The 26397-nt window shown below is 40.3% G+C and carries 27 protein-coding genes; 26 read left to right on the top strand and 1 reads right to left on the bottom strand.

The features are described from left to right. The first annotated feature begins 1 nt into the window (after position 1). The 5 genes from plsX to rnc all read left to right on the top strand — a co-directional run bounded on the left by plsX (position 2) and on the right by rnc (position 3918). A complete protein-coding gene (gene plsX / locus MKX55_RS15040) occupies positions 2 to 1003 on the top strand; it encodes a phosphate acyltransferase PlsX (protein WP_339233379.1) in 1002 nt (333 codons plus the stop codon). Then, the gene (gene fabD, locus MKX55_RS15035) at positions 1004 to 1942 is read left to right on the top strand and encodes an ACP S-malonyltransferase (protein WP_339233378.1); all 939 of its coding nucleotides are present in this window, start codon (positions 1004 to 1006) and stop codon (positions 1940 to 1942) included. It abuts the gene before it with no gap. After that, on the top strand, positions 1942 to 2682 hold the full coding sequence (gene fabG / locus MKX55_RS15030; RefSeq protein WP_339178280.1) for a 3-oxoacyl-[acyl-carrier-protein] reductase: 741 nt from the start codon (positions 1942 to 1944) through the stop codon (positions 2680 to 2682). Before fabD ends, fabG begins: the two co-directional genes overlap by 1 nt. 60 nt (positions 2683 to 2742) lie before the next feature. After that, the gene (gene acpP, locus MKX55_RS15025; protein ID WP_042535086.1) at positions 2743 to 2976 is read left to right on the top strand and encodes an acyl carrier protein; all 234 of its coding nucleotides are present in this window, start codon (positions 2743 to 2745) and stop codon (positions 2974 to 2976) included. Between the two features lie 255 nt (positions 2977 to 3231). Continuing rightward, on the top strand, positions 3232 to 3918 hold the full coding sequence (gene rnc / locus MKX55_RS15020) for a ribonuclease III (RefSeq protein WP_339178276.1): 687 nt from the start codon (positions 3232 to 3234) through the stop codon (positions 3916 to 3918). Positions 3919 to 4068: 150 nt separating this feature from the next. Here the strand turns inward: rnc and MKX55_RS15015 are convergent, their stop codons facing one another. Continuing rightward, on the bottom strand, positions 4069 to 4290 hold the full coding sequence (locus MKX55_RS15015) for a DUF1128 domain-containing protein (RefSeq protein WP_042535084.1): 222 nt from the start codon (positions 4288 to 4290) through the stop codon (positions 4069 to 4071). Between the two features lie 415 nt (positions 4291 to 4705). Between MKX55_RS15015 and smc the strand changes: the two genes are divergently transcribed. From smc to hslV, 21 genes are all read left to right on the top strand, one after another. Then, entirely contained in the window at positions 4706 to 8275 is a 3570-nt protein-coding gene (gene smc / locus MKX55_RS15010) for a chromosome segregation protein SMC (RefSeq protein WP_339233377.1), read from the top strand. A 12-nt stretch (positions 8276 to 8287) separates the two neighbouring features. Next, positions 8288 to 9298: a signal recognition particle-docking protein FtsY gene (gene ftsY / locus MKX55_RS15005; RefSeq protein ID WP_339178272.1), complete on the top strand. Its 1011-nt coding sequence runs from the start codon at positions 8288 to 8290 to the stop codon at positions 9296 to 9298. Positions 9299 to 9385: 87 nt separating this feature from the next. Next, positions 9386 to 9703, top strand: coding sequence for a putative DNA-binding protein (locus MKX55_RS15000; protein WP_339178270.1), 318 nt, complete (start codon positions 9386 to 9388; stop codon positions 9701 to 9703). A 13-nt stretch (positions 9704 to 9716) separates the two neighbouring features. Then, positions 9717 to 11066 (top strand): signal recognition particle protein, encoded by a 1350-nt coding sequence (gene ffh, locus MKX55_RS14995; RefSeq protein ID WP_339233376.1) that lies wholly within the window; start codon positions 9717 to 9719, stop codon positions 11064 to 11066. A gap of 119 nt (positions 11067 to 11185) precedes the next feature. Next, on the top strand, positions 11186 to 11458 hold the full coding sequence (gene rpsP, locus MKX55_RS14990) for a 30S ribosomal protein S16 (protein WP_042535073.1): 273 nt from the start codon (positions 11186 to 11188) through the stop codon (positions 11456 to 11458). Between the two features lie 13 nt (positions 11459 to 11471). Then, positions 11472 to 11699, top strand: a complete 228-nt coding sequence (locus MKX55_RS14985; protein ID WP_042535071.1) for a KH domain-containing protein — start codon at positions 11472 to 11474, stop codon at positions 11697 to 11699. A 130-nt stretch (positions 11700 to 11829) separates the two neighbouring features. Further along, a complete protein-coding gene (locus tag MKX55_RS14980) occupies positions 11830 to 12219 on the top strand; it encodes a YlqD family protein (RefSeq protein ID WP_042535069.1) in 390 nt (129 codons plus the stop codon). A 16-nt stretch (positions 12220 to 12235) separates the two neighbouring features. Next, positions 12236 to 12748: a ribosome maturation factor RimM gene (gene rimM / locus MKX55_RS14975; protein ID WP_339178262.1), complete on the top strand. Its 513-nt coding sequence runs from the start codon at positions 12236 to 12238 to the stop codon at positions 12746 to 12748. After that, entirely contained in the window at positions 12749 to 13486 is a 738-nt protein-coding gene (gene trmD / locus MKX55_RS14970; RefSeq protein ID WP_339178261.1) for a tRNA (guanosine(37)-N1)-methyltransferase TrmD, read from the top strand. Positions 13487 to 13608: 122 nt separating this feature from the next. After that, positions 13609 to 13953, top strand: coding sequence for a 50S ribosomal protein L19 (rplS, locus tag MKX55_RS14965; protein ID WP_042535064.1), 345 nt, complete (start codon positions 13609 to 13611; stop codon positions 13951 to 13953). A gap of 288 nt (positions 13954 to 14241) precedes the next feature. Further along, positions 14242 to 14790 (top strand): signal peptidase I, encoded by a 549-nt coding sequence (lepB, locus tag MKX55_RS14960; protein WP_042535062.1) that lies wholly within the window; start codon positions 14242 to 14244, stop codon positions 14788 to 14790. Between the two features lie 14 nt (positions 14791 to 14804). Beyond that, positions 14805 to 15644 carry a ribosome biogenesis GTPase YlqF gene (gene ylqF, locus MKX55_RS14955; protein WP_339233375.1) on the top strand — a complete coding sequence of 280 codons (840 nt, stop codon included), beginning with the start codon at positions 14805 to 14807 and terminating at the stop codon, positions 15642 to 15644. 124 nt (positions 15645 to 15768) lie between these two features. Further along, positions 15769 to 16539 carry a ribonuclease HII gene (locus MKX55_RS14950; protein WP_339233374.1) on the top strand — a complete coding sequence of 257 codons (771 nt, stop codon included), beginning with the start codon at positions 15769 to 15771 and terminating at the stop codon, positions 16537 to 16539. A 21-nt stretch (positions 16540 to 16560) separates the two neighbouring features. Continuing rightward, positions 16561 to 18738, top strand: coding sequence for a hypothetical protein (locus MKX55_RS14945; protein WP_339233373.1), 2178 nt, complete (start codon positions 16561 to 16563; stop codon positions 18736 to 18738). After that, on the top strand, positions 18735 to 19013 hold the full coding sequence (locus tag MKX55_RS14940) for an EscU/YscU/HrcU family type III secretion system export apparatus switch protein (RefSeq protein WP_339233372.1): 279 nt from the start codon (positions 18735 to 18737) through the stop codon (positions 19011 to 19013). The genes MKX55_RS14945 and MKX55_RS14940 overlap by 4 nt, the downstream gene beginning before the upstream one ends. Before the next feature lie 162 nt (positions 19014 to 19175). Next, entirely contained in the window at positions 19176 to 20336 is a 1161-nt protein-coding gene (gene sucC / locus MKX55_RS14935) for an ADP-forming succinate--CoA ligase subunit beta (RefSeq protein ID WP_042535054.1), read from the top strand. Positions 20337 to 20398: 62 nt separating this feature from the next. Then, positions 20399 to 21301: a succinate--CoA ligase subunit alpha gene (sucD, locus tag MKX55_RS14930; protein ID WP_339178250.1), complete on the top strand. Its 903-nt coding sequence runs from the start codon at positions 20399 to 20401 to the stop codon at positions 21299 to 21301. Between the two features lie 121 nt (positions 21302 to 21422). Further along, positions 21423 to 22322 carry a DNA-processing protein DprA gene (dprA, locus tag MKX55_RS14925; protein WP_339233371.1) on the top strand — a complete coding sequence of 300 codons (900 nt, stop codon included), beginning with the start codon at positions 21423 to 21425 and terminating at the stop codon, positions 22320 to 22322. Between the two features lie 84 nt (positions 22323 to 22406). Then, entirely contained in the window at positions 22407 to 24485 is a 2079-nt protein-coding gene (gene topA, locus MKX55_RS14920) for a type I DNA topoisomerase (protein ID WP_339178245.1), read from the top strand. A 451-nt stretch (positions 24486 to 24936) separates the two neighbouring features. After that, positions 24937 to 25830: a tyrosine recombinase XerC gene (gene xerC / locus MKX55_RS14915; protein WP_339185267.1), complete on the top strand. Its 894-nt coding sequence runs from the start codon at positions 24937 to 24939 to the stop codon at positions 25828 to 25830. A gap of 13 nt (positions 25831 to 25843) precedes the next feature. Continuing rightward, positions 25844 to 26389 carry an ATP-dependent protease subunit HslV gene (hslV, locus tag MKX55_RS14910; protein WP_042535046.1) on the top strand — a complete coding sequence of 182 codons (546 nt, stop codon included), beginning with the start codon at positions 25844 to 25846 and terminating at the stop codon, positions 26387 to 26389. Positions 26390 to 26397 lie beyond the last annotated feature (8 nt).

The raw sequence follows: 26397 nt of genomic DNA, 5'->3' as shown, positions 1-26397 counted from the left end.
AATGCGATTAGCGATAGATGCAATGGGAGGCGACCATGCACCAAAGGAAATTGTGTTAGGTGCGATGGAAGCTGTAAAAGAAAATAAAGATTTACAAATTACCCTTTATGGGGATGAAAATCAAATTAAACCAATTTTAACGGACAGGAAGCAAATTAATATCATACATACAGATGAAAAAATAACATCAGAGGATGAACCTGTAAAAGCGGTGCGGCGCAAAAAGAATGCTTCGCTTGTTTTAATGGCTAAAGCTGTCAAAGACGGGGAGGCAGATGCCTGTATTTCTGCAGGGAATACGGGTGCATTAATGAGTGCCGGCTTGTTTGTCGTGGGACGTATTCCAGGAATCGACCGTCCTGCATTAAGTCCTACTTTTCCGACAGTGGACGGGCAAGGCTTCTTAATGCTCGATGTCGGAGCAAATGTTGACGCAAAACCAGAGCATCTGCTTCAATATGGTATTATGGGCTCCATTTATGTGGAGAGAGTAAGAAATATTAAAAAGCCTCGAGTCGGCTTATTAAATGTAGGCACGGAAGATGGAAAAGGGAATGACTTAACGAAAAAAGCTTTTCAGCTTCTAGAAAATGCGCCCATCCATTTTGTAGGGAATGTAGAAGCAAGAGATATATTAAATGGTGTGGTAGATGTTGTGGTGACTGATGGCTTTAGCGGAAACGTAGCATTAAAAACCATGGAAGGCGTTGCCGAAACAATCTTTTCTCTTTTAAAAGGTACATTTATGTCTTCCACAAAAACCAAAATTGCTGCTGCACTTGTTAAAAATGACCTGAAAGGCATAAAAGACCGGTTAGATTACTCAGAGTATGGCGGAGCGGGATTATTTGGACTTTCTGCGCCAGTAATCAAAGCGCACGGATCTTCCAAAAGCCGGGCAATCACCAATGCTGTAAAGCAGGCCGTTTATATGGTTGAGAACGATGTGACCGCAACAATTCAGAGTACCATTGAAACGATCAGCGAAGAGGAGGAGAAATAAATGAAACGTATTGCATTTATGTTCCCGGGGCAAGGGTCGCAGGCTGTTGGCATGGGGAAAGATTTATATAACGCTTATCCGCAAGTACAGGCCTTGTATAAAGAAGCAAATGAAGTGCTGGATATGGATATACAGACACTTATGTTTGAAGGACCGAAAGAAACATTGACGGAAACAGAGAATACACAGCCAGCGCTATTATTATCCAGCGTTGCCGTAACCAAGCTCTTAGAAGAAAATGGCATTCAGCCTTCGATGGTTGTCGGACATAGCTTGGGAGAGTATAGTGCATTAGTTGCTGCTGGTGCAATCAAGTGGCAGGACGCAATTCAGCTTGTTAAAGTAAGAGGACGTTTAATGGAACAGGCATTTCCAAAAGGGCAAGGAACCATGGCTGCTGTGTTAGGTCTTGGTCAGGACAAGGTTGAGGAAGCACTTGAGCAAGTGAAAGACGAAATTGTAGATATTGCCAATTTAAATTGTCCGGGGCAGATCGTTATTTCCGGTTCCGTTGCAGGCGTGGAACAGGCAACTGCATTATTAAAAGAAGCAGGAGCAAAACGGGTATTGCCGCTAAATGTAAGCGGGCCGTTCCATTCCAGATTGATGAAGCAGGCTAACGATGATTTTGCAGCACATTTAAATGAAACAGCTCTAGGAGATGCAAAAACACCTGTTTATGCAAATGTTTCAGCTGATGCAGTAACGGAAAAAGAAACCATGAAAGAATTATTAGTACAGCAGCTCTACTCGCCGGTGCGCTTTGAAGAATCGATTCAAAAGATGCTGGAAGAAGATGTGGATGCATTTGTTGAAGTAGGTACAGGAAAAGTACTTTGTGGATTATTGAAGAAAATCGACCGGAAAACAAAAACATTTGCTGTACAGGATCAGGAATCACTCGACGCGTTTATTCGCTGGTACAAGGAGGAAGAATAATGTTACAAGGTCAGACAGCAGTAGTAACGGGAGCTTCCAGAGGGATTGGCAGAGCGATTGCTTTGGAACTTGCAAAAAATGGAGCAAATGTCATTGTAAACTATTCAGGTAGTGAAGCAAAAGCAGAAGAGGTTGTTGGAGAAATTCAGGAGCTCGGAGTAAAAGCAGTTAAAGTACAGGCAAATATTTCTGAGGAAGAATCTGTTAAACAACTCATGAAGCAAGCAGTGAAAGAGTTCGGATCAATCGACATTCTGGTGAACAACGCCGGCATTACAAAGGATAACTTATTAATGCGAATGAAAGAAGATGAATTCGATCAGGTGATTCAAACCAACCTGAAGGGCACGTTCTTATGTACGAAAGCTGTTACCCGCCAAATGATGAAGCAAAAATCAGGACGTATTATTAATGTAGCTTCCATCGTCGGAGTAAGCGGAAATCCTGGACAGGCTAATTATGTTGCAGCCAAAGCGGGCGTGATTGGTTTAACCAAAACAACCGCAAAAGAGCTTGCTTCACGAAATATTTTAGTAAATGCTGTTGCACCAGGGTTTATTTCTACAGATATGACGGATTTATTAAGTGAAGAACAGCAGGAATCTTTATTGCAATTAGTGCCGTTAGCCCGCTTAGGCAAACCGGAAGACGTCGCGCGGGTTGTCCGCTTTTTAGCAAGTGAAGATGCAAATTATATTACAGGGCAGACCATTCATATTGACGGTGGAATGGTGATGTAATACAATTGCAGAACAAAAACAAAAAATAATAATATATTTTTGAAAGGAGGTGAACGGGTAATGGCAGATGTGTTTGAACAAGTAAAGTCTATTATTTCTGATCGTCTGGATGTAGACGAAGAAAAAGTAGTTTTAGAAGCTTCATTTAAAGATGACCTTGAAGCAGACTCACTAGACGTTGTTGAGCTTGTTATGGAATTAGAAGACGAGTTTGATATTGAAATCGCTGATGAAGATGCTGAAAAGATTAATACAGTAGGTGATGCTGTAGATTACATAAACAGCAAAGCTTAATGAATAAAAACAACCTATGGGAAAGCTTCTTTTTAGAGGCTTTCCCATATCTATTTAACGCAGTGGTTACCTGTCTTATTGAAAGATGGTGCCGGTATCCGCGCTTAATCATGAAATAAATAATTTATTGAAGTATGTGGTAAAATAAAGATTGTTCAAGTCAGTACCTGTATGTATTAAAGAATTCCGGCAATGTTTATTTGTTTCTTTAGAAAGTGTGAAATCATCTATTTTATGGGGGTGAAGGAGATTAATTTGGAATTAAGTCAGCTGGAGAATGAATTAGGAATAACTTTTCAACAAAAAGATTTATTAAAGGAAGCATTTACACATTCTTCTTATGTCAATGAATATAAAAAAAGCAAGCTGAATGATAACGAGCGGTTGGAATTCTTAGGAGATGCCGTATTGGAATTAGCTGTTTCGCAATATTTATACAGGAACAATCAGGAAATGCCTGAGGGAGAGATGACCAAATTACGTGCAGCTATTGTCTGTGAAGCGTCTTTAACGGTATTTGCAAAACAATTTGACTTTGGGAAATACATCCTTTTAGGTAAAGGAGAAGATAAGACTGGCGGACGTCAAAGGCCGGCGATTCTAGCGGATGCATTTGAGGCCTTTTTAGGAGCACTTTATTTAGATCAAGGCTTTGATGCGGTGCTTCGTTTTCTAAATATGCATATTTTCCCTGCATTAACAGTAGATACGTCAACAAGTGTGATGGATTATAAAAGTCATCTTCAGGAAATCGTTCAGCAGCAAAAAGATAGAAAAATTGAGTATGAGATTATCGAAGAGCGCGGACCTTCCCATCATAAAGAGTTTATCGCTCAGGTTGTAATTCAGGGAGAACCCGCTGGAAAGGGAAACGGAAGAACAAAAAAAGAAGCTGAGCAAAAGGCAGCCAGAGCGGCGCTTGAGAAAAAGCTTCCAGAATAAAAAAACGTTACGCAAGGGTAATTTAGCTGCTTGTTCTTGCGTAACGTTTTTCTTATATTGCGTGACCGAAAAGGTATTATGGCAACTTTTTCACTGGGATGAGTAATCGAAGCCTTAATTCCTGAGCGTTGCAGCCTTAGTTTTTCTGCATCATTTGCGAATGGCTGCTAATTCATTAATAAAGGCCTGTGTTTCTGACGCGCTTAAACGGCCTTTACTGATAACCATATCATACATCCATTTTAAGTCCTCATATTTTTCAAGATTATAATCCTCTGCGTCCATAATTGAACGATTTACTACCTGTAGCTTTTCAGCTAACTCTTGAAGCATATACTCCATATTTTCCTTGCTTGGCTGCTCTAACTGCATCATATCCTCCTTCTATTTATCCTCTTCAGGAATTTTATCCGTACATAGAAAAAGTACAAAATAAGAATGAATGGTATTTCAAATGAGCTATGTACGAATAAATAACATTAATCTTATAACAAGTGTTAATTATAGCATAATTTTTATCTTTCGTTAAAGCGTTCCTTTCTGAATTAATAGCATGTCGCGCATAGGCTAAAGTGCCATAATGTGATAAAATATATTAGCTAAACAATTCAAGCAGCGGAAGAAAGAAATAAGTTTCATTTTATTGAAATGTTCACTTTGCCGCAGCTTTGGAAATCATAAAGCTGCGTATGAAAATGGGAGAGGCTTCTATTAGCCACTCTTTTGACGTATATAACGATAAATAGACACGATGAAAATAGAAAGATTAGATTTTAGGAGAATGATTATGCATTTAAAGCGATTAGAAAGTGTTGGATTTAAATCCTTTGCAGAGCGAATTAACGTAGATTTTGTACCTGGAGTAACAGCGGTAGTAGGTCCGAATGGAAGCGGGAAAAGTAATATTACTGACGCAATCCGCTGGGTGCTGGGAGAACAATCTATGAAATCACTGCGCGGATCCAAAATGGAAGATATTATATTCCAGGGGAGTGACTCGAGATCTCCTTTAAATATCGCTGAAGTTACACTTGTATTAGACAATAAAGATCAGCGTGTACCGCTGGATTACGAAGAAGTCAGTGTGACAAGAAGGGTTTACCGATCTGGGGAAAGCGAATTTTATATAAATAAACAGGTTTGCCGTCTGAAGGATATTGTTGACCTGTTTATTGATTCCGGTCTGGGCAGGGAAGCTTTTTCTATTATCAGTCAAGGAAGAGTGGAAGAGATTCTCAGCTCGAAAGCAGAGGAGCGCCGTGTGATTTTTGAGGAAGCGGCAGGTGTTTTAAAATATAAGCAGCGTAAGAAAAAAGCAGAATATAAACTTGCTGAAACGCAGGAGAATCTGAATCGTGTCGAGGATATTGTTTATGAAATTGAACAGCAGCTGGACCCGTTAGAAGAGCAATCAAAAAAAGCAAAAGAATATCAGACCTTGCAGGCTGAACTCCAAGAAACAGAGATTTCTGTGCTGATTACGGAAATGGAACAAATTCATCAGGAATGGCAGCAGGTATTAGAAAATTTAGCTGTGAACGAAAAAAAACAGAAAGAACAATCCGAAGCCATTCGTCTGATCGAAGTGGACGTGGCAAAAGAAAAAAAACATATACAGCAGTATGAAACAGAAATAGAGCAGCTGCAGACTGATTTATTAGATGTAACAGAACGGCTGGAGAAATTTGAAGGAAAGAAGCAACTGTTTGATGAACGGTCCAAGCACGCAGATGAGAATAAAGAAAAGCTTGTACAGCAGTTAGATCGGGTTACTTCAAATGTTCGTGTGCTGGAAAAACAAAAAATAAATGAACAAGAGAAACTGGCGCTTTTAGAGGCAGAGAAGGCTGATACTTTGGCCAGAAAAAAAGAAATAGAAAAGAAATTAGCAATGCGGCCGGAAGATGTAGCTAACCGAATTGAGGATTTAAAAGCGGAGTATATCGAATTGTTGAATCAGCAGGCTGCTTATCGAAATGAAAAACAATCTGTTGATCGGCAGCAAGAGCAAATTGAAGCAAAAAACAATTCCCAATCCATGAAATTTAAGGATATGCTTACGGAGAGAAATGAGCTGCAAGATAAACAGACAGCCGCTGAAGAAGTCCTGCAGTCTTATCAGAACCAACTGGAAAAAAAGACGCAGCAATTAAAGACGTTAAAGGCTGAAATGCAATCAGAACGCACGCAGTATGAGGAAGCGCAGTCTAAGCTTTATCAAGGCTATCAATACATTGAAAAAGTAAAGTCAAAAAAAGAAATGCTCGAAGAAATGAAGGAAGACTTTCAAGGCTTCTTTCAAGGCGTACGTCAGGTTTTACGGGCAAGAGAAGAAGGCAAGCTGAAGGATATAGAAGGGGCAGTTATCGAGTTAATGGATGTCCCTAAAGACTATATTACAGCAGTGGAGACCGTATTAGGCGGACAAGCGCAAAATATTGTTGTAGAAACAGACCAGGCAGCAAGAGAAGCGATTAATTGGTTGAAAAAGACCAATAGCGGGCGGGCAACTTTTCTCCCGCTCAAATCGATTCAACCCCGTTTTTTATCCAGTGAAGGAAAACAGGAAGTAAGGGAGCACCCGGGGTTTGTAGGTATTGCTTCTGATTTAGTGCAGCCGAAAGCTAAAAAATATGAGAAAGCAGTGCAGCATTTAATGGGTAATGTGGTTATTGCTAAAACCTTGCGGGATGCAAATGACATTGCGATAAAACTGCATCGCAGATACCGGATTGTCACGCTGGACGGTGACATGGTCCACCCTGGAGGCTCTATGTCAGGAGGAGCGCAGAAAAAACAGAATCAATCGCTGTTTACCCGCGAAAAAGATCTGCAGGAGCTGCATGCGCGCTTGGCAGAATACAAACAAAAAACAGAGCAATTTGAACATGGTGTACAGAAGAAAAGAGATTATTTGCGAGAGCTTGATGAAAAAATCAGCGATACCGAGCAAGAAGTGCAGAAAATGCAAAAAGAGGTGCAGGAAAGTCAAGCTGATTTTCAAACCTTTCAGGCGAAGCTGACATCCATCAATGACAACTTGTCCATCTATGATATGGATAAAAAACAGAATGAACAGAGCCGTACAGAATTAGCGGATCGAAATAAAGTCCTGACAAAAGAATTAGAAGAAATCAATATTAAGCTTCAAACAGTGCAAAAAGAAGTGGATGATTTAACAGAGGAAGAAGCGAAATTAAAAGAGACGCAAGGAAAATTACAGGATGCGTTTTACGAAATCAAAGTAACACTGGCTGAGCAGGAAGAACGCTTTAAAAATCAAAAAGCGAATACAAAAGCTTTAGAGACGCAGCTTGAACGGGCAATTGAGGACAAAAGTCAGGTGGACGAAGAGCTGGAGACAATAACGGCAATAAAAAATCAGGAAGAAACAGAAGAAGAAATGGAAGCTAAAATTGTCAATGCCAGAACGTCCAAACAGAAATTAACGGAAAGCATAGAGAAGCTGCGCACTAAAAGAAAAGAAAGCTTAGACAAACAGCAGTCCCTGGAAGCGAATTTGAAAGAGGCACAGGAACAATATAGCGTGACGAATGAGCACCATCAAAAACAGGAGGTCAAATCAAACCGCTTGGATGTGGAGCTTGATAACCACCTGCAGCAGCTTGAAAAAGAATACTTGATGACATATGAATTGGCAAAACGTGATTATGCAAAGGTTGAAAATATGGATGAGGCAAAAGCAGTCGTCAGCCGTTTAAAGGATAAAATCAACCAGCTGGGCACGATTAATTTAGGTGCTATTGATGAATATGAGCGTATTTCTGAAAGGTACCAGTTCTTAAAAGAACAAAGAGATGACCTTGTGGAAGGAAAGCGAACGCTATATACTGTTATTGAAGAGATGGACACAGAAATGAAGGAGCGGTTCTCAACCACTTTTTCAAAAATAAAAGAAGAATTTTCCCAGGTGTTTATGCACTTGTTTGGCGGCGGACATGCTGAATTAAAATTAACAAACCCGGATAATTTATTAGAAACAGGCGTAGATATTATTGCACAGCCGCCGGGTAAAAAATTGCAGCATTTAAGCCTTTTATCAGGAGGAGAACGAGCATTAACAGCAATCGCCCTTCTCTTTTCCATTTTGCGTGTCCGTCCAGTTCCGTTTTGTATACTGGATGAGGTCGAAGCGGCTTTAGATGAAGCGAATGTAGTCCGCTTTGCCAGGTATGTAAAGCAATTCAGCAAGGATACACAGTTTATCGTCATTACACATCGAAAAGGAACCATGGAGGAAGCAGATGTTCTTTATGGTGTGACGATGCAGGAATCAGGCGTGTCGAGACTGGTTTCTGTCCGATTAGAGGATACAAAAGAATTGATTCAATCGTAGGGGGATATCAATATGGGATTCATGGATAAATTGAAAGCGCGTTTTAAGCAAAACGAGGAAACCAAGGAGATTTCCGAAAAATATCAGGAAGGTATGAAAAAGACAAGAGATACCTTTTCTGGGAAATTAAATGATTTAATTGCACGTTATCGTAAAGTAGATGAGGATTTCTTTGAAGAATTAGAAGAGGTATTAATTACAGCAGATGTCGGTGTTTCCACTGTGATGGACCTTGTCGAAGAACTTAAAATGGAAGTAAAGCGTCAAAAAATCAAGGACTCCTCTGAAATAAAGGATGTTATTTCAGAAAAGCTTGTAGATATTTATTATGGTGATGAAGATTCGTCAATTCAGCATTTGCAGCTAGATGGAGACGGGTTACAGGTAATTCTTGTTGTTGGTGTAAATGGCGTGGGGAAAACAACCAGTATTGGCAAGCTTGCACATCAATTAAAAGCAGATGGAAAAAATGTCATCTTAGCAGCAGGGGATACTTTCCGTGCTGGAGCAATCGAACAATTAGAAATCTGGGGAGAGCGTGCTGACGTTCCTGTAATAAAGCACAGTGAAGGCAGTGACCCTGCTGCGGTTATTTATGATGGAATCAGAGCTGCAAAGTCTCGTGAAGCAGATATACTCATTTGTGATACTGCAGGAAGACTTCAGAATAAGGTGAATCTGATGAACGAGCTTGCTAAAGTGAAACGCGTCATTGAACGTGAAATTCCAGGTGCTCCCCATGAAGTTTTACTGGTTTTGGACGCTACTACCGGCCAAAATGCATTGACACAGGCACGTACCTTTTCAGAGGCAACAGATGTGTCCGGAATTGTCTTGACTAAACTGGATGGTACCGCAAAAGGCGGGATTGTGCTTGCTATTCGTAATGAATTGCAAATTCCGGTGAAATATGTCGGATTAGGTGAAGGTATCAATGACCTGCAGCAATTTGACGCAGATGCCTTTGTATATGGACTATTTTCTGATTTAGGAATGAGTGAGGAGAGCGAGAAAACGGAATAGCCGAAACCCGCTTCACTACTTGACAATTTCCGATTGAGTTGGATATGATAAATGTAAAGGAAAATCACTTAACAAGAGGTGTGCCCGTTGCTGGAAAAGACAAATCGGATAAATTATTTATATGACTTTTATCAAGCACTGTTGACTCCAAAACAGCGCAGTTATATGGAAATGTATTATCTGGAAGACTACTCATTAGGTGAGATATCGGAGCTCTTTGAAGTTTCCAGACAAGCTGTATATGATAATATAAAGAGAACAGAAAAAATGTTAGAGTCTTATGAGGATAAGCTTCATCTTTTTTCTAGATTTGAAAAACGTAAGCAAATCATTATGAAGCTTTCGGAAACGGTAAAAGATCCGGAGGCAAAAAAGTATGTTCAACAATTACTAGATTTAGATTAGGGGGATACCTTCTATGGCATTTGAAGGATTAGCGGACCGTCTCCAAGGTACGATAAAGAAAATTACCGGTAAGGGTAAGGTCTCTGAGCAAGATGTAAAAGAGATGACAAGAGAAGTTCGCCTGGCGCTTTTAGAAGCCGATGTAAACTTCAAAGTTGTAAAACAATTAATTGCCCGGATAAAAGAAAGAGCTGTCGGGCAGGAAGTAATGGAAAGCTTAACACCGGGACAACAGGTTATTAAAGTTGTAAAAGATGAATTAACGAATTTAATGGGCGGAGAGCAAAGTAAAATTGCTGTCGCCGACCGTTCGCCGACCGTTATTATGATGGTTGGTTTACAAGGTGCGGGTAAAACGACCACCACGGGAAAGCTTGCGAACCATTTACGTAAAAAGCATAACCGCAATCCTTTATTAGTTGCATGTGACGTCTATCGTCCGGCAGCCATTCAACAATTGGAAACACTCGGCACACAGCTGGATATGCCTGTTTTTTCATTAGGAACAGAAGCAAATCCGGTTGATATTGCCAACCAGGCGATTGCTCAGGCAAAAGAGAATCACAATGATTATGTCATTATTGATACGGCTGGCCGTTTGCATGTAGATGAAAACCTGATGGAAGAATTACAGAATATCAAAACAGATGTAAAACCAGATGAAATCTTTTTAGTGGTGGATTCCATGACTGGGCAGGATGCTGTTAATGTAGCAGAAAGCTTTAATGAACAGCTTGATATTACAGGAGTTGTTCTGACAAAGTTAGACGGGGATACCCGCGGCGGTGCGGCGCTTTCTATCAAAGCGGTAACGGACAAGCCAATTAAATTTGCCGGAATGGGAGAAAAATTGGATCAGCTGGAAGCCTTCCATCCAGAACGTATGGCATCCAGAATTCTCGGCATGGGAGATGTACTTTCCTTAATTGAAAAAGCACAGACCAATGTGGATGAAAAACAGGCAAAAGAATTAGAAGAAAAAATGCGTACGATGTCCTTTACATTCGACGACTTCCTGGAACAAATGGGTCAGGTCCGTGAAATGGGGCCATTAGATGACTTAATGGCCATGATTCCAGGCTCTAACAAGATGAAAGGCTTGAAGAATGCCCAATTAGATGAAAGTCAATTGACCGAGGTAGAGGCAATTATTCAATCCATGACGAAAGAAGAGCGCCAGGAGCCGAGTATCATCAATGGAAGCAGAAGAAAACGGATTGCAAAAGGGTCAGGGACTTCAGTTGCAGCGGTTAACCGTTTGATAAAACAATTTTCAGAGATGAAAAAAATGATGAAGCAAATGACCAATATGCAAAAAGGGAAAAAAGGAAAAGGCGGCGGATTTAAATTTCCTTTCATGTAGAGTTGATTTTCACGCTTTTTTATAATAAAATAAGCTTGTAATGGAAAAATACTTTACAGACTAAAAACTATCTGTTAAAATCAATTCTTGTGATAAGATAATTATTGGAGGTGCAAAGCATGGCAGTAAAAATTCGTTTAAAACGTATGGGTTCTAAAAGAAATCCATTCTATCGTATTGTTGTAGCGGACTCTCGTTCTCCACGTGATGGTCGCTTTATCGAACAAATCGGTACGTACAATCCTGTAGTAAATCCAGTTGAGGTTAAAATAGATGAAGAAAAAGCACTTGATTGGATGACAAAAGGTGCAAAACCAAGTGATACAGTGCGTAATCTATTCTCTAACGAAGGCATCATGAAGAATTTTCACGAACAAAAAAATTCTAAATAAGTAGTGTGATATCATGAAAGCCCTGATTAAATCGATTGTTACCTCATTAGTAGATTATCCGGATGATATTGTGATAAAAGAAACGGAAGAAGATTCTAAAGTTACGTATCATTTAACTGTTCATCCGGACGATGTCGGAAAAGTCATTGGCAAAAACGGCCGGATTGCAAAAGCAATACGAACTGTTGTATATGCAGCAAACACTGGTGGTAATAAACGTATTTTTTTGGATATTATGTAAGGTTCGTATTCAGAAAGAATATATTCTTTCTGAATAACTTGGTAAAGGGAAAGCTGACCCTGCTTTTAGGGCTCAACTTTCCCTTTTTATACATTTAAACCCGAATCTATCAGGCAGGAGCTGAATTGAAATGAAATTAATTAAAAAAGTTCCCATTAAGGTAGTCGTGACAGAGGACAGCAAAGAAAAAATCCGCCAAAATTTCACAAATCATAAATTACGTCTTGAACAAGAGTGTCAACAACTCCAATTTGAAATGAGAAAATTAAAGAACAAAAATGCAAATGTTCGTTCAGATATGGAAACTCGGTTTAACCAGGAAATTAAAAATCGCCAGGAAAAAATGAAGCTGTTAGATTTTAAGATAGAACAGTTAGATGAATTAAAAATGGGTAGCGAAATCGTTGAAAAAGAGGTTGAAGCTCTTGTTGAGGTCGAAGTCGGCTCCGATTGGCACCATCTTATGAAGGAGCAGGCTATCGTAATTAAAGATGATAAGGTTATCCGAATCGACGAATGAAATAGGTGAAAAAAAGATGCATACAGAGAAATTAAAAATTGGTAAAATCGTGAATACACATGGAATTAAAGGCGAAGTAAAGGTTTTACGCATTACTGATTTCGAAGAACGTTTTACGCCTGGAAATGAAGTAATTATTACATCAGACCAGCGTGATATTACATTGGAAATTGGATCACATCGTATTCATAAAGGGTTTGATTTGATTACATTTAAAGGATATACCAATCTGAATGATGTAGAAAAATGGAAAGGCATGAATTTGTATATCGATAAAAACCAAACAGAAGAATTGGAAGAGAATGCGTTTTACTATCATGAAATTATCGGCTGCGAAGTTCAGACCGCGGAGGGAGATACATTAGGGAAAGTGAAAGAAATCCTCTCTCCCGGCGCTAATGATGTCTGGGTAGTACAAAGGCCTGGCAAGAAGGATTTGTTAATACCTTATATTGAAGATGTAGTCAAAAAGGTAGACATCCAGACTGGAGTTATTTCAGTGGAGTTAATGGAAGGGATGTTAGATTAGATGCATATTGATATTCTGACACTTTTTCCGGAAATGTTTTATGGTGTGATGGAAAGTTCTATCCTGAAAAAAGCGGCTGATAAAGATCAGTTTTCTTATCAGCTTGTTGATTTTCGTCATTATTCCACGCAAAAACATAAAAAAGTAGATGATTATCCTTATGGGGGCGGAGCAGGTATGGTGCTGACACCACAGCCTGTATTTGATGCTGTTGAAGCGGTGAAAAAAGAGAGAGCTTCCCGTCCGCGTGTTGTTTTGATGTGCCCTCAGGGGGAACCTTACACACAGAAAAAAGCAGAGGAGCTGGCTCAGGAGGAGCATCTGATTTTTATTTGCGGTCATTACGAAGGATATGATGAGCGAATTCGTGAGCATCTTGTAACGGATGAAATTTCTATAGGAGACTACGTCTTAACTGGTGGAGAATTAGGAGCAATGGTTGTTGTTGACAGTATTGTTCGTTTATTGCCAGAGGCTCTTGGAAACGAAGCATCTGCAAAACAGGATTCTTTTTCAACTGGATTATTGGAACACCCCCATTACACCCGCCCTGCCGATTTTCGCGGAATGAAGGCTCCAGAAGTCCTTTTATCCGGAAACCATGCGAATATTGAAGCCTGGAGAAGGAAGGAATCCTTGAGAAGAACTGCTGAAAGACGCCCTGATTTATTAGAAAATCAACCGTTAGATACAGCAGATAAAGAAATACTTCAAGAATTAAAAAATGACGAAAAGTAGTTGTGCTTTACGCCATAATATGCTATATTATTAATTGTGCTTATGTGCGTGTAAGCATGTAAAACGATGTTCCGCTGTTCAGATAAAAGGGCATGAGCATTAGTTTGGAAGGAGTGAAAATCATGCAACAAATTATTGCAGACGTAACCAAAGATCAATTGCGTACAGACCATCCTGATTTTCGACCTGGTGACACTTTAAAGGTTCACGTAAAGGTTGTAGAGGGAAGTCGTGAGCGTATTCAGGTATTTGAAGGTGTTGTAATCAAACGTCAAAACGGCGGAATCAGCGAAACATTCACAGTAAGAAAAATTTCTTATGGTGTTGGTGTGGAGCGTACTTTCCCATTACATTCACCAAGAGTTGATAAAATTGAAGTTTCTCGTCGCGGTATTGTACGTCGTGCGAAGCTTTACTACCTGCGTAACCTGCGCGGAAAAGCTGCTCGTATTAAAGAACGTCGCTAATCAGCCGGCAGAGGATATGAAACGAATACAAAAGGGCTACGTCAATCATGGCAGTAGCTCTTTTTCATTCTTAAAGAGGACGTTCAAAAAGTCCTATAAAAATGATACGGTGATTAGAGGAACTCAGCTAAAATCGCAGTCACAGGACGTCGCGTTCTTAGCTGACTGGTCCTATTTATCGAACTTTTTAAACAGGCACTTTAATAAAAATAATACTACTTAGAATTTGTTTATCTAACACTTACTAGCTACAATATAAGGTAGACTGAAGTTATCGGAGGAAATCAGATGACAGAGAAAGAGCAAAAAAAGAAAAAGAATGAGTGGTTGGAGTGGATAAAAGCTATTCTTCTTGCTGTAGGCTTTGTGTTCTTAGTGCGAATGTTCTTATTTGCGCCTATCGTTGTAGAAGGACCATCGATGCTGCCAACCTTGCATGACCGTGATCAAATGATTGTGAATAAAATTAATTATACGCTTGGAGAACCAGATCGGTTTGACATCGTTGTGTTCCATGCTCCTGAGCAAAATGATTTTATTAAGCGTGTCATTGGATTGCCCGGAGAGCATGTAGCAGTGAGAGATAATGTATTGTATATCGACGGGGAACCGGTAGATGAGCCGTTCTTAAACGATCAGGTCTTTACAAATGATTTCGAGCTGGAAGAATTGGAAGAAGGCTATGAAGTGGTTCCTGAGGATTCCGTATTCGTACTAGGCGATAATCGAAGCAACTCAACAGACAGCCGAATTATCGGAGTAGTACCGATGGATGAGGTAGTCGGAGAGGCAAGTTTGGTCTACTGGCCATTGAATCGTATACACTTTAGTGAATAAGGAAGGTGAAAAATATGCCTATACAGTGGTTTCCCGGTCATATGGCGAAGGCGCGCAGAGAAGTACAGGAGCAATTAAAGCTTGTTGACTTTGTCATTGAACTGGTTGATGCAAGAGCACCGTACTCCTCCCAAAACCCGATGCTGCAAGAGGTTTTAGGACAAAAACCTAAGCTTGTCTTACTGATGAAAAAAGATTTAGCTGACCCTGCGAAAACAGCTGAATGGATAGCAAGTTATCAGGAGCAGGGGACACAGGCTGTTGCAGTGGATGTGAATCAAAAAGGAGATATACAGCAGGTTGTTCAGCTTGCCAAAGCAATGGGACAAGAAAAGATGGACAAGCTGAAGGCGAAAGGAATTAAGCCGAGACCAGCCAGAGCAATGATCGTTGGTATCCCGAATGTGGGGAAATCTACATTGATTAACCGGCTTGCCAATAAAAAAATTGCGAAGACGGGAGACCGTCCCGGAATTACTAAACAGCAATTATGGATTAAAATAAAGAAAGACTTCGAATTACTGGATACACCAGGCATTTTATGGCCGAAATTTGAAGAAGAGGCTGTAGGATACCGGCTGGCGGCAATCGGAACAATAAAAGACCAGCTGCTTCCTCTTCAGGATATTACAGCCTTTGTTATTCGCTTCTTATTTGAAGAATATCCGAATTACCTGAAGGAACGCTATGCTGTAGAAGATAGTTCGGATATGGTAGAACTATTTGAAGGCATCGGCAGAAAAAGAGGCGCATTAGAAAGCGGCGGTCATGTGAATTTCGATAAAGTATCCGATATCGTTCTTCAAGATTTACGAACAGGAAAATTAGGCAAGTTCACTTTGGAACAGCCGTAAAATATATTTAACAGCCTGCAGGGGATTTTTCTTTGTAGGCTATTTTCATATATATAGAGGATGTTTAAAAAGATAGCTTAACAAGTTTGATAAAATGACGATAATAAAAGAAAGCAGGATAGTTATGAAAAAGCAATCGATCACAGAAATTAAAGGATTACTAAAAGAAGATACCCTGACAACTGAAGAATGGGAAGTAATTCTTCAAGACGAAAGGAAAGGCGTTCAGACACTGATACAATCCTATCAGCGTAAAAAAGAGCGTGAAAAACGTTTAATTAAACAGTTTGCTGAAATGCAGCGCTATGAGAACAATGCATATATGAATGGAATAGAAAAAATAGCAGGTGTGGATGAAGTCGGCAGAGGTCCGCTTGCAGGTCCTGTTGTAGCAGCTGCTGTGATCCTTCCAAGAGATTTTCAATTAATCGGGTTAAATGATTCCAAGAAACTAAAAGAAAACGTAAGGGAAGAATACAGCACCTATATCAAAGAGCATGCTGTCAGCTATCATATTTCATTTATAGATAATCAGATTATAGATACGGTTAATATTTATGAAGCAACCAAAAAAGCAATGTATGATGCGTTATCAGGGCTGACACCATCTCCTGAGCATGTACTGGTTGATGCAGTCCATTTGCCCGGCTTAGCCTGTTCTCAGGAAGCGATTATCAAGGGAGACGCATCAAGCGTCAGTATTGCAGCTGCCAGTGTGTTGGCAAAGGTAGCCCGCGATCAGTATATGAAGGAATTACATAAGAAATATCCCGGCTATGATTTTGATAAAAATATGGGATATGGGACCAGAGCACATTTAGAAGGGCTGAATCAATTTGGGGTGACGCCTTACCATAGAACATCATTTGCACCAATAAAAACAATGGGAAAATGATAAAGAAAAAGAGGAGAGCCTATGCGGATTCAAGACAATGTAAAGGCGGCTAAATTACTGCATTCTTCCAAGGCAAATTTGCTTCATAATCTGAAGACAGGGGATATTTTACAAGGAACAGTAAAGCAGCTTTTTCCAAATCATCGAGCAGCCATTCAAATTCAGGGCAGCCAGCTAATTGCCCAGCTGGAGGCTTCTCTTTCTGTGGGCGGAAAATATTTTTTTCAAGTAACATCCAATGAAGGGAAAATGCCTGAATTAAAAGTAATGACCGGTGAGCAGCATAATGGACAGCAGATGATTCGTCATCTTCTTCAGCAGCTTGGCATCAAAGAAAATAAATTAACGTTCCAGCTGGCCAGTGCGCTTGTCAGAGAACAGGTGCCCATGCAGAGAAGTGATTTGATGCAGGCAATGCAGTATATTCAGGATAACAAAATCTCACAGAAGCAAGCACAGCCTATTCTTATGGAGCTAATGAAAATGCGTATCCCGATAACGCCAGCTTCGTTCCAAGCAGTGCGAGCGTTTCAAAACGGCAATCTTAGTGAGAGCTTAGCGTTGCTGGAACGTTCCCTCCCTCCCGGCCAGCAGCCGATGCTGCGTGCTAGCCTGGAACACGTGCTTAAAGGGTTTCCTACTGAACAAAGCGCTGTGCGCGCCATTTTGAGTGCCGATGCTCAAGCTCCAAAGCCTGTTTTATTTCCGCTGCTTCAAAGTCTCGGCCTCGTTTCTAAAGGGCTGGACAGACAGGCATGGACAAATATTTTGCAGCAATGGAATGCACCTGTTACACAAACGCCACCCAATCAAGCTGCGGCTTCAGCTCCATTTACAGCTGGTTTGGAAGAAATAAAGGAGAAGATTCAATCTATTTTAGCTAATCAACAGCAGCTGACAACAGAAGCGAAGCCTATACAACAACAAGGCAATAACACGGCAGCACCGATGAAGCAGAATATAGAAGCACAGCTTCCGCAATCTTTTTCAAATAAAGGATTAGGAGACGAAGGAAATACCCGTCAAATTATCGAGGCTTTATCTGATTCTAAAAAACTTCCAATGTTAGAACGGTTCTCGAATATTTTGGGAACTTCGAATGAAAGAGCGGTGAGAATTATACTGACAGCCGATGCACAAGCTGAGAAACCGGTGCTGTTTCCTCTTTTGCAAAACTTAGGGATGATTTCCAAAGCCCTGGATAAGCAAAGCTGGACAAATGCATTAAAGCAATGGAACCCGCCTGTATCACAAAATCAAGGGACAGTAACCGCGCCATTTACAAGCAGTTTCGAAGGAGTAAAGGAGAAGATTCAGTCTATTTTAGGTAATCAAAAGCAATTAATGACAGAGGCTAGAGCATTACAAGGGGCACTGATGCAAGGGGACAGTGCTGCCGTACAGCCTAAGTCAAATCTGGCTGCTGAGTTTCCGCAGTATTTCGCCAATCAATCGTCGGTTACGCTGGAGAGCAGCACCGTTCGTTCTTTACTGGAAGCCTTGACCGAACCGAAAAATTACCAGGCACTGCAGCGGTTCATAAATATATGGACAGCTTCAAATGAAAATACCATCCATGATCCTAAAGAACAGTTCCTGCAGCAAATGCAGTGGGTTCTCCGCGATGCCGGACTGAATGCTGAGAATTCGTTGAAAACAGATGAGGCAAACACGATGCAGTTCAAACACTTATTACTAGAAATGCTTCAGAGCAGCAGTGGTGGAATCAGTAGAGAGAACGCACAGCAGGTGGTTCATTTTTTAAATGGCATGCAATTAAATAACATGAATGACAGCAGTTATTTTATTCAGGCTAATATACAGATACCTGGCCAAAAATTGGGGGTATCCAAGGATATCGATTTGCATTTTGAGGGAAAGAAGACTGCTGACGGGAGGATTGACCCGGAGCATTGCCGTATTATTTTTGACCTGAATCTGCACGGAATGAAAGAAACCATTGTTGATTTGCATGTTCAAAAGAAATCACTGTCTATCACTATCTATAACGATCAGGCTACAACCCCGGTGCTGGTAGAAAAGCTTCGTCCTAATCTGCAGGAAGCATTAGAAAACATGGATTATCACGTGGCATCGGTTACCTGCAAGCTCTATACGGAAGCAGAAAAACAACAGCGTCAGGCAATAAAAACTGCTGAGGAAAGGCCTGGTTCTGGAAAGGTGGATTTTCGAGTATGAATGAAAAACGAAAAAAAGCAGTTGCCTTAAGCTATGAGCAGAATATGGACGATGCACCAAGAGTAATGGCTTCAGGAAAAGGACTTGTTGCCGAAGAGATAATTGAGCGGGCAGAGGCGCATGATATACCAATTTTAGAAGACCCTTCCTTAGTCGAGGTGCTGGCTGAATTAAATATCAATGAACAGATACCAGAGGAGCTATTCCAGGTAGTGTCAGAAGTGTTTGCTTTTATCTATCGGACAGATAAACAAACTGGAAAAGAGAATAGGTGAATAGGAGTTTTGTCAGGAACCATTCATTTTCTATTTTTACAATGGTGTCCATGATTTTGGCGAGTCAAGAAATAATATTGATTTTTATGTTCCCTATTTCTTGTTTATTTCCTATATTTTTAATACAATAGTAGTGCATTGATTTTGATAGGAGGATGGAAGATGAACATTCATGAGTACCAAGGTAAACAAGTTTTACGAGAATTTGGTGTAAACGTTCCGAACGGTCATGTTGCTTATTCTGTAGACGAAGCTGTAGAAGCTGCGGAAAAGCTTGGCTCGTCTGTAACCGTTGTCAAGGCGCAAATCCATGCAGGTGGACGCGGTAAAGCCGGCGGGGTAAAGGTAGCAAAGAGTCTGGAGGAAGTTCGTACATATGCGGATGAAATTTTAGGGAAAACGCTTGTAACACATCAGAACGGACCTGACGGCACAGAAGTAAAACGTTTACTTATTGAAGAAGGCTGTGATATTCAGAAAGAATATTACGTAGGGGTAGTTCTTGATCGTGCCACATCAAGAGTTGTTATGATGGCGTCTGAAGAAGGCGGTACAGAAATTGAAGAGGTGGCAGAAGCAACACCTGAAAAAATCTTTAAAGAAGTGATTGACCCTGTTGTTGGTTTATCACCTTATCAAGCTAGAAGACTAGCATTCAATATTAACATTCCGGATGAATTACTGGGTAAAGCAGTTAAATTTATGACTGCACTTTATGACGCTTTTGTTGCGAAAGACTGCTCTATCGCAGAAATTAACCCGCTTGTAACTACAGGGGATAACGAAGTTCTTGCGTTGGATGCAAAATTAAACTTTGATGATAATGCACTCTATCGTCAACCAGAAATTGCAGAACTGCGTGACTTAGGTGAGGAAGACGAGAAAGAAATCCAAGCATCTAAATACGACTTAAGCTATGTTTCATTAGATGGAAACATCGGGTGTATGGTAAATGGCGCCGGCTTAGCAATGTCTACAATGGATATTATTAAGCATTATGGCGGCGATCCGGCTAACTTCCTTGATGTAGGGGGCGGTGCTACAGCCGAAAAAGTAACAGAAGCATTTAAAATCATTCTTTCAGATAAAAATGTAAAAGGAATTTTTGTAAACATTTTTGGCGGAATTATGAAATGTGATGTTATTGCTGAAGGTGTTGTAGAAGCAACGAAACAAATTGGCTTGACTATTCCATTAGTTGTCCGCTTAGAAGGTACAAACGTAGAGCGGGGCAAAGAAATTTTAGATGAATCAGGTCTAAATATTACTTCTGCAACCTCTATGGCAGACGGCGCAGAGAAAATTGTTGCTGCAGTGAAGTAAAGCAGTTACCGTGTATTGACTTACAAATAGAGGACGTAAAAATAGGAAAGGGCGGACTTATAATGAGTGTTTATATTAATAAAGATACAAAAGTAATAGTCCAAGGAATCACAGGTGGAACTGCACGTTTCCATACAAAACAAATGCTGGAATATGGTACAAAAATTGTTGGCGGGGTAACACCGAAAAAAGCAGGTACGGAAGTAGAAGGAGTTCCTGTTTTTAACACGGTTGATGATGCTGTAAAAGCTACTGGAGCAACCGCATCTGTTATCTATGTACCGGCACCTTTTGCTGCGGATGCTATCATCGAAGCAACAGATGCAGAGCTTGATTTAGTTATCTGTATTACAGAACATATTCCGGTAATGGATATGGTGAAGGTGAAACGCTATATGGAAGGCAAGAAAACACGCCTTGTTGGGCCAAACTGCCCTGGTGTAATTACAGCAGATGAAACAAAAATTGGGATTATGCCAGGATATATCCATAAAAAAGGACATATCGGTGTGGTCTCCCGCTCTGGTACATTAACGTATGAAGCTGTTCATCAATTATCTGAAGCCGGATATGGACAAACAACAGCTGTTGGTATTGGCGGCGACCCGGTTAACGGGACAAACTTTATTGATGTATTAGAAGAATTTAACAAAGACCCTGAAACAGAGGCTGTTATTATGATCGGTGAAATCGGCGGTACTGCGGAAGAGGAAGCTGCTGAGTGGGTGAAAGCGAATATGACAAAGCCCGTGGTCGGATTTATCGGCGGAGCAACAGCACCTCCAGGAAAACGTATGGGACATGCCGGTGCTATTATCTCCGGAGGAAAAGGAACAGCTGATGAAAAAATCCGTGTAATGGAATCCTGCGGAATTAAAGTAGCTGCGACTCCTTCTGTTATGGGAGAAACAATGATTGAAGCATTAAAAGAAAATGGTTTAGAGGAAAAATGTAAAACGCATTAAGCGTATGGAAGTACTTTAAAGTACCTGGGCAGAAGATTCTACTTCCTTCTATAATATAGAAGGAAGTAGAATCTTGTCCGGGTTTTTCAGCTTCAATTAATTAAGAAGGGAAGGATATGGATTGAATTATCTTTTTAATCGGCTGGATTTTATTCATCTCAGCAGATGCCGTTATGCTACGCGTACTTTTATACGCAAGTGGATACGGACAGATCCTGAACTAAAAAAGATTTATCAGCTGTCCCCGCATGAATTGTCACAAATTATTCGAATTCCTCATCAAAAAGCACAAGCCCTCTTGAAAGACCTTCATAATCCGCAATTAAAAAAGAAGATATTGGAAGAATCAAGAGATTTTCATATCATCACAATAGTTGACGAATATTATCCCTCTATGTTAAATACAATTAAAGACGCACCCCTCGTTTTATATGGTTCAGGAAATCTGGATCTTTTAGCAAAACAGCCGATGCTCAGTGTTATCGGTACAAGAAACCCGTCAAATGAGGCCTTTGGGAAGCTTTTTATGGCGATTGCGCCTCTTATTGATGCAAAATGGGTGATTGTCAGCGGAATGGCAAGAGGCGTTGACAGTATGGCACATCGGCTGACACTGGAACGGCAGGGAAACACGATTGCTGTTTTGGGCGGCGGCTTTCGGTCCATTTACCCAAGAGAACATTTGCCGCTTTATCAAAAGATAGTAAAGCAGGGACTGGCTTTGTCTGAATACCCGCCAGATGCACCGCCTCAAAAATATCATTTCCCGGAAAGAAATCGAATTATAAGTGGCTTGACAATGGGAACCCTAGTGATAGAAGCAATGAAAAAGAGCGGTACGATGATTACGGTGAATCAAGCCCTTGATCAAGGAAGGGATGTGTTCGCTGTACCAGGCAATCCGCTTTTAGAACAATGTGCCGGGTGTAACCGAATCATTCAGGATGGTGCAAAATTAATTCAATCTGCTGAAGATATTTACACAGAATGGAATTATAGTTTTCGATTATTCAATAAATAGTGTTTGACAAAAACGTATTCTATCTATAGTATTAGGAAAGATTTCTATTCGTAAATTGTCAACCTCATTATGGGAGGAACGTACATGTCAGATTATCTCGTTATCGTTGAGTCGCCGGCGAAAGCAAAGACGATTGAACGGTATTTAGGAAAAAAATATACAGTAAAAGCTTCCATGGGGCATCTTCGCGATTTGCCAAAAAGTCAAATGGGAGTAGACGTTGAGGAAAATTATAAATTAAAGTATATTACTATCCGCGGAAAAGGGGATATACTTAAAGATTTAAGAAAATCAGCAAAAAAAGCCAAAAAAATCTATCTCGCAGCCGATCCGGATCGCGAGGGGGAAGCAATTGCATGGCATTTAGCACATGTTTTAAATGTGGATGAAAATTCAAAATGCCGGGTTGTTTTTAACGAAATTACAAAGGATGCCATTAAAGAATCCTTTAAGAATCCCCGGGCGATAGATTTAGACTTGGTTGATGCGCAGCAGGCCCGCCGTGTTCTCGATCGTTTAGTAGGCTATAATATCAGTCCAATACTATGGAAGAAAGTGAAAAAAGGATTGAGTGCCGGACGAGTACAGTCTGTTGCTTTAAAAATGATTATTGATAGAGAAAAAGAAATTGAGAATTTCCAGCCGGAAGAATACTGGTCTATCGACGGATTATTTGCAAAAGGAAACGAAATATTTGAAGGCGCCTTTTATGGTGTCGATGGTAAAAAAACAAAGCTTAAAACAAAAGATGATGTGGAAGAAGTTAAAAAGAAGCTGGACGGAAAAGAGTTCACCATTCAAAGTGTGAAAAAAAGAGAGAGAAAACGAAATCCAGCACATCCATTTACTACTTCATCCCTTCAACAGGAAGCAGCAAGAAAATTGAACTTCCGTGCAAAGAAAACGATGATGATTGCCCAACAATTATATGAAGGTATTGACTTAGGCCGCTCTTCAGGCGGAATTACTGGTTTAATTACGTATATGCGTACAGATTCTACGCGAATCTCAGACGGGGCAAAGGAAGAAGTAAAAGACTATATCAAAGAGAACTATGGCGAAACGTACCTTGGCAAGCAAGCCCCTGTTAAAAATAAAAGCGGTGCGCAAGATGCCCATGAAGCCATCCGCCCGACTTCTACTTTACGAGATCCAAAAGAATTAAAGAATATTTTATCAAGGGATCAGCTGCGTTTGTACAAATTAATTTGGGAACGCTTTGTGGCCAGTCAAATGGCGCCGGCTGTGATGGATACAATGACCGTGCATCTGTTAAATAATGGTGTGGAGTTTCGTGCAACCGGTTCAAAGATAAAATTCAAAGGGTTTATGAAAGTATACGTGGAAGGCAACGATGACAATAAAAAACAGGAAGATAAAATATTGCCGGAGCTGGAAGAGGGCATGAAGGTTGAATCGAAAGAAGTGAAGCCGAATCAACATTTCACCCAGCCGCCTCCGCGCTATACTGATGCAAGACTGGTTAAAACAATGGAAGAAATGGGCATTGGCCGGCCGTCTACTTATGCACCAACGCTGGATACGATTCAGCGCAGGGGCTACGTATCCATGGATAATAAGCGGTTTGTGCCAACGGAGCTAGGAACCATCGTCTGCGAGCTTGTAGAAGAGTTTTTCCCTGAAGTCATTGATGCAGAATTCACTGCTAAAATGGAAACAGACTTGGACTCTGTTGAGGAAGGGAAAACAGCCTGGATACAAATTATTGACAATTTCTACCAGGACTTCAGCAAACGGCTTGAAAAAGCAGATGCTGAAATGGAAAAGGTAGAAATACGTGATGAGCCTGCTGGAATTACCTGTGAAGAATGTGGGCACGAAATGGTATATAAAATGGGCCGCTATGGGAAGTTTCTGGCATGCTCTAATTTCCCTGAATGCAGAAATACAAAACCGATTTTAAAGAAAATTGGTGTCACTTGTCCGAAATGTCAACAGGGTGATGTTGTAGAAAGGAAATCAAAGAAAAAAAGAACTTTCTATGGCTGTGACCGATTTCCGGAATGTGATTTTGTATCATGGGATAAACCGATTGCCAGAACGTGTCCAAAATGTGACTCCATGCTGGTAGAGAAGAAAAGTAAAAAAGAAACACAGGTTCAATGTTCTAATTGTGAATATAAGGAAGTTGCACAGAAGTAGCTGATATTATCAGCTGCTTCTGTTCTGCTGTGTGTGAAGAAACGTAAAATATATAATAAAAAAATATGCATCGTGTTAGTTGGAATCGTTGAATTAGACGTATAATAATCGTTAAAGTTGACTAAAATTATAATTGTTATTAAAATCTATTTGGTAAGGCATTTCCCTTTACAGAAGCTGTCCAATTATTTAGCAGGAAGACCCTAAGCTATTGGAGCAGTTATTTATCATTTTTTGTGGATACACTTATAGAATGGAAATAAACAGGATCTTCAGATACTCCTAACCATCCTTTCGTTGTTTTTTCACTTCATCGAATATTCATAACTCTAAGCACCTTTCTGAATTTTATTACAATTTAGTTAAATTCATTGCAATCTCAGAAGGAGTGTGCTATGCTTTATCCGTTATACGATGATGAGGTGACTTCTTTGTGAATTTAAAAACATATATGGACCAGTTTATAGAGTATTTACAAATTGAAAAAAATGCCTCGCCGTATACCGTTCAATATTATCGGACTGATTTAGAAACATTCGAAGCTTTTATGCAAAGAGAAGAAGTATATGATTTAAAAGATGTAACCTACCGGGAAGTCCGGATATTTCTTACAGAGTTATATAACAATGCGTTAAGCAAAAGGTCTGTCTCCAGAAAAATATCTTCACTGAGAAGCTTTTACCGTTTTTTGGAACGGGAGAAGCTGGTTGTGGGGAATCCGTTTACGCAGCTTTCACTCCCTAAGTCGGAAAAACCTGTTCCAGGCTTTTTGTATGAAGAGGAGTTGGAGAAGCTTTTTTGTGTGAGTGATTTGACGGCAGATTTAGGACAGCGCGATCAAGCGCTGCTGGAGGTTCTGTATGGAACCGGAATCCGCGTCAGCGAGTGTCAGCAATTGCGCTTGCAGGATATTGATTTTTCGATTGGAACTATTTTTGTAAAAGGGAAAGGGCGGAAAGAACGTTATGTCCCTTTTGGCAGTTTCGCGGAAGCGGCTTTAGAAAAGTATCTGCTCCACGGCAGGAAAAAATTACTGAATAAATCAAATAACAAAACAGAGAATGTATTTCTAAACGCAAGAGGGAATCCGATAACCACAAGAGGCATTCGTACTGTGCTAAATAAAATAGTAGAAAAAGCTTCTATAAATATTCAAGTGCACCCTCATAAGCTCAGGCATACTTTTGCAACGCATATGTTGAATGAGGGAGCTGATTTAAGGTCTGTGCAGGAACTGTTAGGACACGAAAGTTTATCCTCTACTCAAATATATACGCACATTTCGAAAGAGCATTTGAAGAAGGCTTATATGAAAAGCCATCCGCGCGCAAATGATAAAAAATAAGTGAGGTGGATATATGGACTCCCAAATGCATGCTACAACTATATTTGCAGTGCAGCATAATGGAAAATGTGCCATGAGCGGTGACGGTCAGGTGACACTGGGCAATGCCGTCATTATGAAGCAAACCGCAAAAAAAGTGAGGACTTTGTATAATGGAGAAGTTCTGGCCGGGTTTGCCGGATCTGTGGCAGATGCCTTCACATTATTTGAGAAATTTGAAGGTAAACTACAAGCATTTAATGGCAATTTGACAAGAGCTGCTGTCGAATTAGCAAAAGAATGGCGTTCTGATAAAGTTCTCAGAAAGCTCGAAGCTATGCTGATAGTCATGAATAAAGAAAATATGTACCTTGTATCCGGCACAGGAGAAGTTATCGAGCCGGACGACGGGATACTTGCTATTGGTTCTGGAGGCAACTATGCGTTAAGCGCCGGCAGAGCATTGCTTCAAAAAGCACCGCAGTTATCTGCTGCTGAAATTGCGCAAACTGCGTTAGAAATTGCAGGAGATATTTGTGTGTTTACGAATGATCAGATTACGTTAGAAGTACTGGAATAATCGTTTCT

Origin of the sequence: Oceanobacillus sp. FSL W7-1281 (assembly GCF_037969835.1) — a bacterium.
Classification (GTDB): domain Bacteria; phylum Bacillota; class Bacilli; order Bacillales; family Amphibacillaceae; genus Oceanobacillus; species Oceanobacillus oncorhynchi.
Note: the sequence above shows the minus strand (reverse complement) of the source record. Positions and strands in the feature narration are given on the sequence as shown.

Excerpts from the sequence above, each read along its gene's own strand:
- xerC (WP_339185267.1), top strand. The coding sequence starts at position 24,937 with ATGGACCAGTTTATAGAGTATTTACAAATTGAAAAAAATGCCTCGCCG.
- acpP (WP_042535086.1), top strand. The coding sequence starts at position 2,743 with ATGGCAGATGTGTTTGAACAAGTAAAGTCTATTATTTCTGATCGTCTG.
- sucD (WP_339178250.1), top strand. The coding sequence starts at position 20,399 with ATGAGTGTTTATATTAATAAAGATACAAAAGTAATAGTCCAAGGAATC.
- ftsY (WP_339178272.1), top strand. The coding sequence starts at position 8,288 with ATGGGATTCATGGATAAATTGAAAGCGCGTTTTAAGCAAAACGAGGAA.
- topA (WP_339178245.1), top strand. The coding sequence starts at position 22,407 with ATGTCAGATTATCTCGTTATCGTTGAGTCGCCGGCGAAAGCAAAGACG.
- trmD (WP_339178261.1), top strand. The coding sequence starts at position 12,749 with ATGCATATTGATATTCTGACACTTTTTCCGGAAATGTTTTATGGTGTG.
- smc (WP_339233377.1), top strand. The coding sequence starts at position 4,706 with ATGCATTTAAAGCGATTAGAAAGTGTTGGATTTAAATCCTTTGCAGAG.
- lepB (WP_042535062.1), top strand. The coding sequence starts at position 14,242 with ATGACAGAGAAAGAGCAAAAAAAGAAAAAGAATGAGTGGTTGGAGTGG.
- ffh (WP_339233376.1), top strand. The coding sequence starts at position 9,717 with ATGGCATTTGAAGGATTAGCGGACCGTCTCCAAGGTACGATAAAGAAA.
- hslV (WP_042535046.1), top strand. The coding sequence starts at position 25,844 with ATGGACTCCCAAATGCATGCTACAACTATATTTGCAGTGCAGCATAAT.
- fabG (WP_339178280.1), top strand. The coding sequence starts at position 1,942 with ATGTTACAAGGTCAGACAGCAGTAGTAACGGGAGCTTCCAGAGGGATT.
- MKX55_RS14945 (WP_339233373.1), top strand. The coding sequence starts at position 16,561 with ATGCGGATTCAAGACAATGTAAAGGCGGCTAAATTACTGCATTCTTCC.
- rpsP (WP_042535073.1), top strand. The coding sequence starts at position 11,186 with ATGGCAGTAAAAATTCGTTTAAAACGTATGGGTTCTAAAAGAAATCCA.
- plsX (WP_339233379.1), top strand. The coding sequence starts at position 2 with ATGCGATTAGCGATAGATGCAATGGGAGGCGACCATGCACCAAAGGAA.
- rimM (WP_339178262.1), top strand. The coding sequence starts at position 12,236 with ATGCATACAGAGAAATTAAAAATTGGTAAAATCGTGAATACACATGGA.
- MKX55_RS14985 (WP_042535071.1), top strand. The coding sequence starts at position 11,472 with ATGAAAGCCCTGATTAAATCGATTGTTACCTCATTAGTAGATTATCCG.
- fabD (WP_339233378.1), top strand. The coding sequence starts at position 1,004 with ATGAAACGTATTGCATTTATGTTCCCGGGGCAAGGGTCGCAGGCTGTT.
- rplS (WP_042535064.1), top strand. The coding sequence starts at position 13,609 with ATGCAACAAATTATTGCAGACGTAACCAAAGATCAATTGCGTACAGAC.
- sucC (WP_042535054.1), top strand. The coding sequence starts at position 19,176 with ATGAACATTCATGAGTACCAAGGTAAACAAGTTTTACGAGAATTTGGT.
- MKX55_RS14980 (WP_042535069.1), top strand. The coding sequence starts at position 11,830 with ATGAAATTAATTAAAAAAGTTCCCATTAAGGTAGTCGTGACAGAGGAC.
- MKX55_RS15015 (WP_042535084.1), bottom strand. The coding sequence starts at position 4,290 with ATGCAGTTAGAGCAGCCAAGCAAGGAAAATATGGAGTATATGCTTCAA.
- ylqF (WP_339233375.1), top strand. The coding sequence starts at position 14,805 with ATGCCTATACAGTGGTTTCCCGGTCATATGGCGAAGGCGCGCAGAGAA.
- MKX55_RS14940 (WP_339233372.1), top strand. The coding sequence starts at position 18,735 with ATGAATGAAAAACGAAAAAAAGCAGTTGCCTTAAGCTATGAGCAGAAT.
- MKX55_RS14950 (WP_339233374.1), top strand. The coding sequence starts at position 15,769 with ATGAAAAAGCAATCGATCACAGAAATTAAAGGATTACTAAAAGAAGAT.